Origin of the sequence: Pararhizobium sp. O133, from assembly GCF_051669845.1 — a bacterium.
GTDB lineage: Bacteria > Pseudomonadota > Alphaproteobacteria > Rhizobiales > Rhizobiaceae > Pararhizobium.
Map to the genome: position 1 here is coordinate 2,643,606 of NZ_CP196426.1, position 13,973 is coordinate 2,657,578.

General features: G+C 60.4%; 15 protein-coding genes. 3 read left to right on the top strand and 12 right to left on the bottom strand.

The window, feature by feature from the left end:
• Positions 1 to 6 precede the first annotated feature (6 nt).
• Both purL and ACST81_RS12620 read right to left on the bottom strand, forming a co-directional pair.
• Positions 7 to 2,241 (bottom strand): phosphoribosylformylglycinamidine synthase subunit PurL, encoded by a 2,235-nt coding sequence (gene purL, locus ACST81_RS12615; RefSeq protein WP_438748115.1) that lies wholly within the window; start codon positions 2,239 to 2,241, stop codon positions 7 to 9.
• 181 nt (positions 2,242 to 2,422) lie between these two features.
• Positions 2,423 to 3,841 carry a PLP-dependent aminotransferase family protein gene (locus ACST81_RS12620; RefSeq protein ID WP_438748116.1) on the bottom strand — a complete coding sequence of 473 codons (1,419 nt, stop codon included), beginning with the start codon at positions 3,839 to 3,841 and terminating at the stop codon, positions 2,423 to 2,425.
• 231 nt (positions 3,842 to 4,072) lie between these two features.
• On the opposite strand from ACST81_RS12620, the gene ACST81_RS12625 reads away from it, so the two are divergent.
• On the top strand, positions 4,073 to 4,177 hold the full coding sequence (locus tag ACST81_RS12625) for a DUF1127 domain-containing protein (RefSeq protein WP_438748117.1): 105 nt from the start codon (positions 4,073 to 4,075) through the stop codon (positions 4,175 to 4,177).
• A gap of 37 nt (positions 4,178 to 4,214) precedes the next feature.
• Here ACST81_RS12625 and arsC read toward each other — a convergent pair whose 3' ends face one another.
• From arsC to purC, 6 genes are all read right to left on the bottom strand, one after another.
• The gene (arsC, locus tag ACST81_RS12630; RefSeq protein ID WP_438748119.1) at positions 4,215 to 4,562 is read right to left on the bottom strand and encodes an arsenate reductase (glutaredoxin); all 348 of its coding nucleotides are present in this window, start codon (positions 4,560 to 4,562) and stop codon (positions 4,215 to 4,217) included.
• 257 nt (positions 4,563 to 4,819) lie between these two features.
• A complete protein-coding gene (locus ACST81_RS12635) occupies positions 4,820 to 5,227 on the bottom strand; it encodes a hypothetical protein (RefSeq protein WP_438748120.1) in 408 nt (135 codons plus the stop codon).
• Positions 5,228 to 5,279: 52 nt separating this feature from the next.
• A complete protein-coding gene (purQ, locus tag ACST81_RS12640) occupies positions 5,280 to 5,951 on the bottom strand; it encodes a phosphoribosylformylglycinamidine synthase subunit PurQ (RefSeq protein ID WP_438748121.1) in 672 nt (223 codons plus the stop codon).
• The gene (locus ACST81_RS12645; protein WP_438748123.1) at positions 5,948 to 6,205 is read right to left on the bottom strand and encodes a hypothetical protein; all 258 of its coding nucleotides are present in this window, start codon (positions 6,203 to 6,205) and stop codon (positions 5,948 to 5,950) included. Before ACST81_RS12645 ends, purQ begins: the two co-directional genes overlap by 4 nt.
• An 18-nt stretch (positions 6,206 to 6,223) precedes the next feature.
• Entirely contained in the window at positions 6,224 to 6,466 is a 243-nt protein-coding gene (gene purS, locus ACST81_RS12650; protein WP_062580759.1) for a phosphoribosylformylglycinamidine synthase subunit PurS, read from the bottom strand.
• A 14-nt stretch (positions 6,467 to 6,480) separates the two neighbouring features.
• On the bottom strand, positions 6,481 to 7,245 hold the full coding sequence (gene purC / locus ACST81_RS12655) for a phosphoribosylaminoimidazolesuccinocarboxamide synthase (RefSeq protein WP_438748124.1): 765 nt from the start codon (positions 7,243 to 7,245) through the stop codon (positions 6,481 to 6,483).
• 235 nt (positions 7,246 to 7,480) lie between these two features.
• Here purC and ACST81_RS12660 point away from each other — a divergent pair, with 235 nt between their 5' ends.
• Positions 7,481 to 7,795: a DUF1476 domain-containing protein gene (locus tag ACST81_RS12660; protein ID WP_438753543.1), complete on the top strand. Its 315-nt coding sequence runs from the start codon at positions 7,481 to 7,483 to the stop codon at positions 7,793 to 7,795.
• A gap of 46 nt (positions 7,796 to 7,841) precedes the next feature.
• Here ACST81_RS12660 and ACST81_RS12665 read toward each other — a convergent pair whose 3' ends face one another.
• A complete protein-coding gene (locus tag ACST81_RS12665; RefSeq protein WP_438748126.1) occupies positions 7,842 to 10,427 on the bottom strand; it encodes a sensor domain-containing protein in 2,586 nt (861 codons plus the stop codon).
• 85 nt (positions 10,428 to 10,512) lie between these two features.
• Positions 10,513 to 11,067 carry an RBBP9/YdeN family alpha/beta hydrolase gene (locus ACST81_RS12670; protein WP_438748129.1) on the bottom strand — a complete coding sequence of 185 codons (555 nt, stop codon included), beginning with the start codon at positions 11,065 to 11,067 and terminating at the stop codon, positions 10,513 to 10,515.
• Between the two features lie 227 nt (positions 11,068 to 11,294).
• On the opposite strand from ACST81_RS12670, the gene ACST81_RS12675 reads away from it, so the two are divergent.
• Positions 11,295 to 12,101: a DUF2189 domain-containing protein gene (locus ACST81_RS12675; RefSeq protein ID WP_438748132.1), complete on the top strand. Its 807-nt coding sequence runs from the start codon at positions 11,295 to 11,297 to the stop codon at positions 12,099 to 12,101.
• 62 nt (positions 12,102 to 12,163) lie between these two features.
• Here ACST81_RS12675 and ACST81_RS12680 read toward each other — a convergent pair whose 3' ends face one another.
• Both ACST81_RS12680 and purB read right to left on the bottom strand, forming a co-directional pair.
• Positions 12,164 to 12,469 (bottom strand): PilZ domain-containing protein, encoded by a 306-nt coding sequence (locus ACST81_RS12680; RefSeq protein WP_438748133.1) that lies wholly within the window; start codon positions 12,467 to 12,469, stop codon positions 12,164 to 12,166.
• A gap of 160 nt (positions 12,470 to 12,629) precedes the next feature.
• Positions 12,630 to 13,931, bottom strand: coding sequence for an adenylosuccinate lyase (gene purB, locus ACST81_RS12685; protein WP_438748136.1), 1,302 nt, complete (start codon positions 13,929 to 13,931; stop codon positions 12,630 to 12,632).
• Positions 13,932 to 13,973 lie beyond the last annotated feature (42 nt).

The following is a 13,973-nucleotide window of genomic DNA, read 5'->3' on the forward strand; positions in this document are numbered from 1 at the left end:
CCTGAATTACTCGGCGGCGATCTGTGTTTCGCCGTCCATGAAGTCAGGGAACCACGATTCATGGGCCGAGCGCAATTGCAGAATTGCAACCGGCTTGGCCGAGCCGAGGACGACCTCCGTGCCACCCGTCTCGCCGATCGATGGGGCCGCAACGCCTGCAGCCTTCGCCCGATCGGCGACCAGAGCCGCATGTTCCGGCCGAACCGTGACGACGTAGCGACCCTGATCCTCACCGAAGAAGACCGGGATCGGGTCGCGGCCGGCGACGGCCGAAACCTTGGCGCCGATGCCCGATGCCATGGCCATCTCGGCGATTGCCAGCGCCAAGCCGCCCGACGAGCAGTCATGCACGGCGGTCGTCAGGCCATCGGTGATCAGGTCGCGGACGAAATCGCCGACCTTGCGCTCATGAGCGAGATCGACATGCGGCGCCGGGCCATCGGTGCGGCCATGGATGTCGCGGAGATAGACGGATTGGCCAAGATGCGTGCCCAGCCCTTCCGGTGCACCGACGAGCAGGATCTCTTCGCCTTCGGCGGCAAAGCGAATACGCGCCATCTGCGACCAGTCGCCGAGCAGGCCGACGCCGCCGATGGTCGGGGTCGGCAGGATGCCCTGGCCGTTGGTCTCGTTGTAGAGCGAGACATTGCCAGACACGATCGGGAAATCGAGGGCAAGGCAGGCTTCGCCGATGCCCTTGATGGCATGGACGAGCTGGCTCATGATTTCCGGGCGCTCCGGATTGCCGAAGTTGAGGTTGTCGGTGGCTGCCAAGGGCAGGGCGCCGGTGGCGGTGATGTTGCGCCAGCATTCGGCAACGGCCTGCTTGCCGCCTTCGAATGCATCGGCCTCGACATAACGCGGCGTCACGTCGGAAGAAAAAGCCAGTGCCTTGGTCGGATGGCCTTCGACGCGCACGACGCCGGCGTCGCCGCCCGGAAGCTGAAGCGAGTTGCCCTGGATCAGCGTGTCATACTGCTCGTAGACCCAGCGGCGCGACGAGTTGTTGGCGGAACCGACCAGCGACAGCACGGCATCGGCGATGTCGGCCTGCGGGATATCGCCGGCTGCCAAGGGCGCGGCAACCTGTGCCGGGGTCCACGGGCGGTCGTATTCCGGTGCTTGGTCGCCCAGATCCTTGATCGGCAGGTTGGCGACTTCCTCGCCCTGATGGATGACGCGGAAGCGCAGGTCGTCGGTGGTCTTGCCGACGATCGCGAAGTCGAGGCCCCACTTGACGAAGATCGCCTTGGCGACCTCTTCCTTGGCGGGTTCAAGGACCATGAGCATGCGCTCCTGGCTTTCCGACAGCATCATTTCATAGGCCGTCATGCGGTCTTCGCGCACCGGCACTTTGTCGAGTTCCAGTTCTATGCCGAGGTCGCCCTTGGCGCCCATCTCGACGGCCGAGCAGGTGAGGCCGGCAGCACCCATGTCCTGGATGGCGATGACAGCGCCGGTCTTCATCAGCTCAAGGCAGGCTTCCAGCAGGCACTTTTCGGTGAAGGGGTCGCCGACCTGCACGGTCGGGCGCTTTTCCTCGATCGATTCGTCGAATTCCGCCGATGCCATGGTGGCGCCGCCGACGCCGTCGCGGCCGGTCTTGGCACCGAGATAGACGACCGGCAGGCCGACGCCCTTGGCTTCGGACAGGAAGATGCCGTCAGCCTTGGCGAGACCAGCCGCGAAAGCGTTGACGAGGATGTTGCCATTGTAGCGGGCGTCGAACTCGACTTCGCCGCCGACGGTCGGCACGCCGAAGGAATTGCCATAGCCCCCGACGCCGGCAACGACGCCGGAAACGAGATGGCGGGTCTTCGGATGATCCGGCGCGCCGAAGCGCAGCGCGTTCATCGCCGCGATCGGGCGGGCACCCATGGTGAACACGTCGCGCAGGATACCGCCGACGCCGGTCGCGGCCCCCTGATAGGGCTCGATATAGGACGGGTGGTTGTGGCTCTCCATCTTGAAGACGACGACGTCGCCATCATCGATATCGACGACGCCGGCATTTTCGCCCGGTCCCTGGATGACGCGCGGCCCTTTGGTCGGCAGCGTGCGCAGCCACTTCTTCGAGGACTTGTAGGAGCAATGCTCGTTCCACATGGCCGAGAAGATGCCAAGCTCGGTAAAGGTCGGCTCGCGGCCGATGAGTTCCAGGATCCGCTGGTACTCGTCTGGCTTCAGACCATGCGAGGCAATCAGTTCCGGCGTGATGGGGCGGGTATTGGAAATGGTCATCGTGGTCCGTTCGGTCCGTTGGAGCATCCCGACGGCGAAAGGGCCGCCATGCATTGAGGGCTGCATCAAAACAAAGAGATCGTATTCGCGCTTCTTTAGCTGATGCACTGCGGCGATGCGACAGGAAAATGCCGGAAAAGCACAGGAGATGTGCGCCTTTGCCGGGAAATGAGCCCGATGTTCAAGCGAAGCTGTCGTAGCCGGTGCGGCCGCTGTCGAGCAGGCGGCGAAGCGTCAGGAACCCGCGCCGGACTTCGGCCCTGTCGGCGGGTGACGAGAAGCCGATGCGCACGCGGTGGAAGACGCTGTCGGTGCGCCCGGCCTTGAATTCGTCTTCGTCATCGACAAGCACGCCCTCTTCGAAGGCCGCGTGCTTGAATGTGCCGGAGAGCCAGGGTTCGGACAGCTTCAGCCATAGGAACGGCACATGCGGATGCGAATTGAAGTCGATACCGGCGAATATCTCGCGGGCCATCTGTTCGCGGGCGCGGATTTCATCGATGCTTTTCGAGCGCAGGATCGCGCCTTCGCCGCTGAGCACCAGCCGGGCGCAAAGTTCGGCCAGCAGAAATGGCATGCCGCCGCTGACCATCTTGTGGGCGATGCGGATGCGTTGGCTGAAATGCGGAGGGCAGGCAACCCAGCCGCCGCGCACGCCGGCAGCGACCGATTTCGACAGGCCGCCGACCAGGAAGGTACGCTCCGGCGCCAGTTCAGCAAGTAGCGGCGTCATGTCGCCAGTCATCGCCCCATAAAGATCGTCTTCCAGCAGCCAGACGCCGTAGCGGCGGGCGATGTCGGCGATGGCCTGCCGGCGCTCCAGCGACAGCGTTACCACCGTCGGATTCTGCGCCGTTGGCATCAGGAAGGCGAGTTTTGGGTGCTGCTGGGCGCAAACCCGTTCGAAATCCTCGGGATCGAGGCCGTAGTCGTCGGTGCGCAAAAGAATGGTACGGCGACCGATCAGGCCGGCGCTGCGGCTGATCTGCGAGTAGGTGACATTTTCGAAGGCGATCTTGTCGCCGGGCGCCGTGACCGCCGCAATGACGGCGACGGCACCCGCATGGGCTCCGAGTGTCGGCACGATGCGATCGGGCAGGGGGCGAAACGATCCCTTGGCCAGCCACTGGCTGCCGGCCTCGAACCAATGCGGAGGAAAGTCCCGGGCATAGCTGGCAATATCGGCATGGTGTTCGCGACTGATCTCCACCAGCAGTTTTTCCAGCGAAGCGCCCTGGCCGATATCCGGCGCTGCCGTGCTGTCGAACCGGAGCTTGCCTGGCGGTGCCTTCAGCGGCCGGGTGCCGGACAGCGCTGCAATCATCGGGTCGGCCTGTTCAGCAGGCTTTACCTCGGTGTTATCGAGAACATAGGTACCCCGGCCGACTTCGCCGCTGACAAGCCCACGTTCGCGAACGAGATGATAGGCCCGACCGATTGTACCGATTGTGACGCCGATATCGAAGGCAAGATTGCGCTGGGGAGGCAATTTCGTGCCGGCAGTGAGCACGCCCTCAGCAATCGCCTCCTCGATCTGGTCGGCAATGCGGGCATAGATCGGGCCTTGGCCCTGGCCGGGATCGGGCATCCAAGTTGTCATGGTGACAATTTCTACATTGTATCCATCAGAGTGTCAATTAAGACAATACAATATTGATGGTGACAATTTGACGGCGGAAAGGTGATCTCAATGAGTGCAATATGTTCGGCCGATGATGCAATTTGTGCTGCCAACCTGGAAGCAATCCGTGCATCGCGTATCACGATCCACGAAGGCCCTTCGGTGATCCGACGCGCCCTCGCATGGTTGATAACGCGGGAGAGAAAGAGATTGAGCCGGCTCGCGCTGGCCGAGCTCACCGATGACCAACTGGCCGACATCGGCATCAGGGCTGCCGAGGCGCGCCGGGAAGCGGCCCGTCCGTTCTGGGATTGATTGTCCGGCTATGTAATCTAACGGTCTCGGGCTGTCATTACAGCAGCTCAAGCACCTTGGTCTTCGGGCGACAGACCTTGACACCCTTTTCCGTCACGACGATCGGTCGCTCTATCAGTTCGGGATGGGCAAGCATCGCGTCGATGATCTGGCGGTCTGTCTTGCTTTCATCGTCGAGATGCAACGAGAGATAGGCGCGTTCGCGGGTTCTGAGCAGCGCGCGCGGCGTCATGTCCATGGCCAGCAGCAGAGCCAGCATGGCCTCATGCGATGGCGGTGTTTTCATATATTCGATGATAATGGGCTCGATGCCGGCGGCGCGAATAATGTCGAGAACCGCGAGCGATGTCGTGCAGCGGTCATTGTGATAGATCGTAACGCTCATGAAAATGCCTTTGGTAATGCTGCATGCATGCGAGGACGTCGGCACGGTGGTCTGGCGACAAAATGTTCAATTGGGCAGTTAGCGTGCTTTCGTGACGGGTATGAGAATGAGATCCGGCCTTGGACGCTCCAAAATGCAGTCTGCATTTTGGAGAACTCAATCAGGAGTTTACAGAGATTGATCGTTCAGTAAATTTTAAATATGAAAAAGCGGCAAAAAATGGATGTTTGCTGCCGCGCATGCCTTATCCGGTGAGATCAGTGGCAGCCGGTGCCGCCAGCCGCGAAGCGCTTGACGTCGGTGGCCATGCGCGTGCCCAGCGGATCGTTGAACAGCGGTCCGAAGGCCTGTAGCCTGGCGGGGTGGCCTTCGGCCTGGATCACTGCCAGAGGACGCGACTCGGGCGAATTGCGCTTGACGATGAGGATGCGCGGGCGGCCGGAGAATGAGTTCAGCTCCGGCGCGAGGCGATAGGGTTTGAAGGCAGCGTCGCCCGACTTGAACCAGCAGGCATTGACGCCGAGCGCCACCCGCTCCATGGTCGACAGGGCTGTCGTGCTCTGGCTGGGCGCTGGAGGCGCGGCCGACTGGCAGCTTGCGACCAGCGCAAGCGTAGCGACGGGCACGGCAGTGGACAGGAGGCGGAGGAAAGCAGCGGCGCGCATCGGAAAGCCCTTCTGATTCGGTCTTCGAAGCTGCCTTCTATCAGACCGAACGTTAAGCGGCGATTACGTCGAGCGCCGACGCGAACAGACCACGGCCGTCGGAACCGCCATGCGCCGCTTCGATCAGGTTTTCCGGATGCGGCATCATGCCAAGGACGTTGCCCTTCGCATTGATGATCCCCGCGATGTCGTTGACCGATCCGTTCGGATTGGTGCCGGCGGCATAGCGGAAGACGACCTGGCCGTTGCCTTCGATGGTTTTTAGCGTCTCGGCGTCGGCGAAATAGTTGCCATCGTGATGCGCGACCGGGCAGCGGATGATCTGGCCCTGTTCATAGGCGCGACTGAAATCGGTATCGGCGTTGACGACTTCCAGCTTGATTTCCTTGCAGACGAACTTCAGCGACGCATTGCGCATCAGGGCGCCGGGCAGGAGGCCTGCCTCGACGAGGATCTGGAAGCCGTTGCAGACGCCGAGAACCTTGACGCCGGCGTCCGCCTTGGCCTTGATCGCCTGCATCACCGGCATGCGCGCCGCGATCGCGCCGCAGCGCAGATAGTCGCCGTAGGAAAAGCCGCCGGGAATGACGATCAGATCGACGTCCGGAATTTCGGTCTCGGTCTGCCAGATGGTGATCGGCGCGGTGCCTGAAATCTTGGTCAGGGCGGCGATCATGTCGCGGTCACGGTTGAGGCCTGGAAGCTGGACGACGGCGGATTTCATGGGTGCGGTTCAAACCTGGATTGGGCCTCGGCAAGCTCGCGCAATTCGAGGCGGTTTTCGATACGGTCGAGACGATCTTCGATATGCGCAATCGAGCCGCGTAAATTATTTATGTCACCCTGCATCGTATGAAACTGATTGCGCAGTGACAAATTGTCATGCCGAAGGTCACGCTGGCCTTCCTTGAGCGAGCTGATATCAACCTGAATGCGCTTCAGCAATTCATACATCAGTTCGTTTGTGACTTCGGCCATCACATCGTCCTTCAACCCTCAGGCGAGTGAGATAGTGTAGTTCTCGATCACCGTGTTGGCCAGAAGTTTCTCGCACATGGCCTTGACCTCGGCTTCCGCCTTGGCCTTGTCGGCGGTTTCGATCTGGAGGTCGAAGACCTTGCCCTGGCGGACATGGCCGATGCCGTCGAAGCCGAGAGCGCCGAGAGCGCCTTCGATTGCCTTGCCCTGCGGGTCAAGAACGCCGTTCTTCAGCGTCACAGTTACACGTGCGTTGATCACTGTTGTCTTCCTGCTTATTTCACCAGCACCGGACCGGTGCCGCGCGGCGGTTCGTTCTCGTTCATGATGCCAAGGCGGCGGGCCACTTCCTGGTAGGCCTCAACGAGACCGCCCAGGTCACGGCGGAACCGGTCCTTGTCCATCTTTTCCTTGGTTTCGACATCCCACAGACGGCAGCTGTCCGGCGAAATCTCGTCAGCCAGGATGATGCGCATCATGTCGCCTTCGAACAGGCGGCCGCATTCGATCTTGAAGTCAACGAGCTGGATGCCGACGCCGAGAAACAGGCCGGTCAGGAAGTCGTTGATGCGGATGGCGAGCGCCATGATGTCGTCGAGTTCCTGCGGGCTTGCCCAGCCGAACGCGGTGATGTGCTCTTCGGAAACCATCGGATCTTCGAGGGCATCGGCCTTATAGTAGAATTCGATGATCGATCGCGGCAGGATGACGCCTTCCTCGATGCCAAGGCGCTTTGCAAGCGAACCGGCGGCCACATTGCGCACGACGATCTCGAGCGGAATGATTTCCACTTCCTTGATCAACTGCTCGCGCATGTTGAGGCGGCGGATGAAATGCGTGGGAATGCCGATCCGGTTCAGATGCGTGAAGATATATTCGGAGATACGGTTGTTGAGCACGCCCTTGCCGTCGATGACCTCGTGCTTCTTCGCGTTGAAGGCAGTGGCGTCATCTTTGAAGAACTGGATCAGAGTGCCAGGCTCGGGACCCTCATAAAGGATCTTTGCCTTGCCCTCGTAGATACGGCGGCGACGATTCATAAAGGATATCTCTGTTGTTTCCGGCGCTATTGGGGTGCGCGCATGGTATTTTCCAAGGCGGTCCATAGCCGAAATGAAACCATTTCACAATCGGCGTCTGGTCCGATCCCCCGAATTCACGAAAGGGTAACACGGAAAGTCGCCAAAGCCGAAAACTTCGCATTGCACTTTGAGCGAGCTTTTGGTTTATGGGCAAAAAGCTGTTTGCAGCGCAGGTTTTCTGGGAGAATGAATGATGACCGACATGAAGGACCGCGAAAAGGCGTTCGAGGCCAAATTTGCTCTGGATGAAGAACTGCGGTTCAAGGCCGAAGCGCGCCGCAACAAGCTGCTGGGCCTCTGGGCCGCCGAACTGCTCGGCAAAAGCGATGCGGCCGCCTATGCAAAAGAAGTCGTTGCCGCGGACTTCGAAGAAGCCGGTCACGAGGACGTTGTTCGCAAGATCCGCGCCGATTTCGATGCTGCCGGCATCGTCCAGTCCGACGACCAGATTCGGCTGAAGATGCTGGAGCTTCTTTCGGAAGCCGTCACGCAGGTCCAGAACAACTGATACTCAAAGCCAATGCCTGAACCGCCCGTTCGCACGGGCGGTTTTTCTATGACTTGAGATTGCGAGTCCTGCTGCTGCGCGGGGGTGCAACAAGCGTCTGTGCTTCACGCCAGCTTGCCGAGCGAACGAACGCTTCCAGATCGGCTCGGGTCATCGGTCTTGCGAAAGCGTAGCCCTGCAGGATGTCGCAGCCGAGATCGCGCAGGATATCGGCATGCTGCCGTGTCTCCACACCTTCCGCCACCACCTCGATATTCAGCGAATGGCCGATATCGATGATCGATCCGACCAGCTGTCGCTGTTCGGTCGTGTCGGTGATTGGCTTCACGAGCGCACCATCGATCTTCAGGCGGCTGGGGCTGAGCTTCATCAGGCCGATGATGGATGCATGACCTGTGCCGAAATCGTCGATTTCGATGTCGATTCCCAGCGCCTTTATATCGCTCAGGGTTTTTGACGAGCGCTCGTCGAGATCGTCGAGGAAGATCGATTCGAGCAGCTCGAAAGACAGTTTTCCACGTGGGATATCGAGCCTCTTCAGGCTTTCGATCAGGCCGGACTCACGCAGGCGCGGCGAAGAGACGTTCACGGAAATGCGCGGAATGGAAAAGCCTTGGGCTTCCCATCGCCCGAAATCGCGCAGCGCCTGTTCGGCGATGGTCCGGTCGATGGCGGTCAGCGCGTTGATGTCCTCGGCGATCTTCAGGAAATAATCGGGCGCCAGAAAGCCGTGCTGCGGGTGCTTCCAGCGCGCCAGGGTTTCCACGCCGGCTATGTCGAGCGTGCGGGCGTCGAACTGCGGCTGGTAGACGGGAATGAACTCACCGTCCTCAAGACCCTTGACGATTTCGTCCGCGGTCCGTTTGACGTGGTGGATCTGCGTCTGGAGTTGCTTGGTGAAAAACTCGTAGCGGTTGCGGCCCTGATCCTTGGCTCGGTAGAGGGCAATGTCGGCGTTCATCAGCGACTGCTTGGCATCGACCGTTCCATCCAGCGTCCAGGCGATGCCGACGCTGGCGCCGAACCGGCAGAGATGCCCCTCGTAGGGCACCGGCTGCCGCAAGGCATCGATGATTCGGTCGGTCATGGCGATGACATCGTCCTGCCCATGCTGGCTGTCGCACAGGATCAGAAATTCGTCGCCGCCGATCCGAGCAACGAAATCGCGCTCTTTAGTGATCGAAGACAGGACACGCGCGGTATGGACCAGCATCGTATCGCCCGCCTGATGTCCGAGCGTGTCGTTGATCTGCTTGAAACGGTCGAGGTCAATATGCAGGATGGCGCAATAGGCGACTTTCTCGGCGATCCAGTCTTCGAGCCGCTGATCGAGATAACGCCGGTTCGGCAGGCCCGTCAGATGGTCATGCAGGGCATTATATTCGATCCGGGTACGCGCTGCTTCGAGTTCCACGTTACGGGCTTCCGCCAGTTGTCTGGCGCGGTCGAGTTCGTCGCGCAAAGCCACATCGTCTGTGATGTCCCAGTTCGCGCCGATCAGCTTGCGCGCTCCCTCTGCATCGACGAATGTCACGGAGCTTGAGCGGATGTGCCGGATTTCACCGTCGGGACGAATGATGCGGAAGGCATTGGCGAAGGGGCGGTTCGATGCCGTGCCGTCTGAAATTGTCGTGAGCGCCGCCTCGCGATCCTCGGGATGCAGCAACTTGTCCAGAAGTGTTGGTTGATCGGCGGGAGCCGCGAATTCGTGGCCGTAGATTTTCAGGAGTAGGGCGTCGCGCATCACCTCGCCGGTGTCCAGATTGGCCTCGAATACGCCGATCTGGGACGCATCCATCGCCAGCAGCAAACGCCGTGTGACTTCCTCGAGCTGGGCCTCGGCCCTCTTCCGTTTGGAGATGTCGGTATCCGTGCCGATGATTCGGGTCGGTTTTCCGTCCGGTCCCCACTCGATCGACGCACCACGGCTTTCGATCCAGACCCAGTGGCCATCGGCGTGGCGCTCGCGATACTGGAACGTGTTGAACTCGACTTCGCCTTCGTCCTGGCGGCGGATGTATTCGAGGACATGCTCGCGGTCGGCCGGGTACACGTTTGCGATCCACTCATCAAGCGATCCATCGACGATTGCATCCGGGGCCATGCCGCGAATGAGTTTCCAATGCTTGGAATAGAACAGGTCGCCGGATTTGAAATCGTGATCCCAGACGCCCTGATGCGCGCTTTCGAGCGCATATTTCCAGCGCATTTCGCTCTTCTGCAGGGTTTCGAGCGCCTGCTTCATCTCGCCGATCGGATGGACCTGCAGGATGACGCCGCTTTCGATTGCCGATAGCGAGGCCGTGACCCAATAAGGAACTCCGTCCGGCTGGACCAGGCGGATGTCCAACTGGCTTTCCGTATGCGCATTCATGCCGATATCGGCGAGGGCTTCGGCGAAGGAGGCCGAGTCTTCGTTATGGAGGAAGCCGAGGATCGGTTTGCCACAGATAGTGTCGGGAGAAAGGGCGAAAAGGCCTGAAAATGCCATGTTGGTGCGACGGACGACGCCTTGCGGATCGATGAGGCAGAAACCGAGCGGCATCGAATCGAGAATGGCAGCAAGGTCCTTGAAAGGACCATCCACAGCCGGTGTTCGCCCCAGGTCTCTGTTCTTGCTGGCGGTTTTCACGTATCCGTCATTCTCGCTGGATTTTGCGAAAGCATAGACGACGACAATGAAGGCCCCATTAATGCTGCAATGCAGCCATCCAGCGTCAACCCTGAAGCCGGTTGAGGAACTGGGCAAAGACCATCGTGCCTTCCGGCCAGGGGCCATGTCCGGATTCCGCGTTGATATGGCCGGATTGGCCGGCATCGACCAGCAAGGATCCCCAGGCATTGGCAAGATCGCCGGCATGTTCGTAGGAGCCGAACGGGTCGTTCTGGCTCGCGACCATCAGGCTTGGAAACGGCAAGGGATCACGCGGGTAGGGGCCGAAGGTCATCAGATGCTTCGGGCGGATCTTGGGGTTGGTCACCTCGGGCGGAGCGACCAGGAAGGCACCGGCAATCTTCTTGTCGACATGCTCGAGCGCATGAACCGCCGTCGCGACGCCGAGCGAATGCGCGACGATGACGACAGGCTTGGTCGCGGCGTTGATTTCATCGACCATGCGCTTGACCCAGTCTTCGCGCACGGGCTTGGCCCATTCGACCTGCTCGACACGTCGTGCGGAAGCCAATTTGCTTTGCCAGCGGCTTTGCCAGTGCGTAGGGCCGGAATTGGTGTAGCCGGGGACGATGAGGATATCTGCTTCGGATGCTTTCATGGTAACGGCGATTTGAGGTCGAAGTCTGCGGAAGTCAAGTGTCACGGAAGCAGATCAGGTATATGCTCACGGCACGGGTCGCCTGGTCACGACGTTCCGGGACGGCCGATGCCGCCGATGAACGACAGCACGGAGATAGGACCGGACTTTATCTGAATCTCCGCAACCTGACCGCTGCTTGTTCTCGAATTGCAATGACGATGCTTGTTCAAGGAGGAGAATTCGTCATGACAGCCTTTCATGTAATGGCAGGATCCAGCGCCGAACTCGTGCATCCGGGAATTCGCAAGATCGCGGTTTCCGATGTGTTCGACGCGCTGCGCCTCGGCTGGGAAGATTTTCGCGCGAAACCGTCGCATTACGTTTTTCTCTGCATGATCTACCCGATCGCGGGCGTGGTGCTGGCCGCCTGGAGTTCCGGCGCCAACATGCTGCCGATCCTCTATCCGCTGGCATCGGGCTTTGCGTTGCTGGGGCCTGTTGCCGCGATCGGGCTCTATGAGATCAGCCGGCGCCGGGAACTCGGCATGAACACCAACTGGCGGCATGCCTTCGATGTCCGCCGTTCGCCGGCTTTTGCATCTATCATCGGTCTCGCCGTCATGTTGCTGGCGATGTTCGTTGCCTGGCTGCTGGTTGCCCAGTCGCTTTATGCGCAATTGTTCGGCGACGTGCCGCCGGCGTCGATGTCGGCCTTCTTCAATCAGGTCGTCGGCACGGAACAGGGCTGGAACCTGATCCTCGTCGGCAATGCCATTGGCCTCGTCTTTGCTATCATTGTGCTGTCGAGCGTCGTCGTGGCGTTTCCGCTGCTGCTCGACCGTGACGTCGGCGCGGTCGCCGCGATCGACACGTCCATCCGTGCGACGCTCGCCAATCCCGTGCCCGTTGCGGTCTGGGGGCTGATCGTTGCCGGGGGGCTCGTCCTGGGCTCGATCCCGGTCTTCGTCGGTCTCGCCGTGATCATGCCGATCCTCGGTCATGCGACCTGGCATCTCTACCGCAAGCTGGTTATCCCGCCGATGGGCAAGTAAGTCCTCCAACGCAAACGCCGCCCGTAGAAGGGCGGCGTTTGGCTGATGGGGCTTCTGGCGGTCTACCGGAAATACTTATAGTAGGATGAAATCTGCGCCGCCGTCTTGGAGGAGGGATCGAGACGGACGCCGATCCTGTCGCCGCGATACCATTTCACCACGCCGGTCAGATGCCCGAATTCGGTGCTCTGGATCGAGACTTCCTCTCCGGTCTTTGCATTGATGTCGAAATAGAGCTGGAAGCAGATGCCGGCTGAGGAAAGATCCTTGACGATGCCTCGGCTCATGCCGCCCTTGCACGTGACTTCGCCGGTAAATTTCGTCGTCGTGCGCGCCGACTTGCGTTCGATGACCTGCTGGTACGGCATTTCCGACCACTCCCGCTTTTTCGTTCTTTGACGCAGCGTCTCACGAAAGAATGACGGAAGGCTTTGGAAAAACGTTCAAACTTGAGTCAATTGGGCCAAAATCGAACAAGCAGGCGCATGGCCGGCGAAGCCGGGGAGCCGCTTGGGCTCCCCGAACATGTCAGCCGAACACGCGGTTGAAGATCGTGTCGACATGCTTGGTGTGATAGCCGAGGTCGAACTTTTCGCGGATTTCGTTTTCCGAAAGAGCCGCGCGCACTTCAGCGTCAGCCAGCAATTCCTCAAGGAAATCGGCGCCCTTTTCCCAGACCTTCATGGCATTGCGCTGCACGAGGCGGTAGCTGTCCTCACGCGATACACCGGCCTGGGTGAGCGCGAGAAGCACGCGCTGGCTCATCACCAGCCCACGGAACTTGTTCATGTTGTTCAGCATGTTTTCCGGGTAGATCACCAGTTTTTCGACGACGCCGGCAAGACGGTTGAGGGCGAAGTCGAGGGTGATGGTCGTATCCGGGCCAATGGTGCGCTCGACGCTCGAATGGCTGATGTCGCGTTCGTGCCAGAGAGCCACGTTCTCCAACGCGGGTACGACCGACATGCGGACCAGGCGGGCAAGGCCGGTCAGGTTTTCCGTCAGCACCGGATTGCGCTTGTGCGGCATCGCCGACGAGCCCTTCTGGCCGGGCGAGAAGAATTCTTCCGCTTCCAGAACCTCGGTGCGCTGCATGTGGCGGATTTCGGTAGCGACGTTTTCGATCGACGAGGCGATAACGCCAAGCGTTGCGAAGAACATGGCATGGCGGTCGCGCGGGATGACCTGGGTGGAGATCGGCTCGGCAACCAGGCCCAGCTGTTCGCAGACATATTCCTCGACGCGCGGGTCGATATTGGCAAAGGTGCCGACAGCACCGGAAATCGCGCCGGTGGCGATTTCTGCCTGGGCAGCGACGAGGCGGGCGCGGTTGCGGTTCATCTCGGCATAGAAACGGGCAAAGGTCAGGCCCATCGTGGTCGGCTCGGCATGAATGCCGTGGCTGCGGCCGATGCGAACCGTATCCTTGTGTTCGAAAGCGCGGGCCTTGAGCGCGTTCAGCACGCGGTCCATGTCGGCGAGCAGAAGGTCGGCGGCGCGAACAAGCTGGATGTTCAGCGTTGTGTCGAGCACGTCGGAAGATGTCATGCCCTGGTGAACGAAGCGGCTGTCGGGACCGACGAATTCGGCGAGATGGGTGAGGAAGGCGATGACGTCATGCTTGGTGACGGCCTCGATCTCGTCGATGCGCGCCACGTTGAAGGTGGCGGCGCCGCCCTTTTCCCAGATCGTCTTTGCCGCTTCCTTCGGGATTACGCCCAACTCCGCCAGCGCGTCGCAGGCATAGGCCTCGATTTCGAACCAGATGCGGAATTTCGTCTCGGGCGACCAGATGGCCACCATTTCCGGGCGGGAGTAACGCGGGATCATGGGCTTTCAGCTTTCGTCACGGAGGGAGTTGAGCAGCCTCTA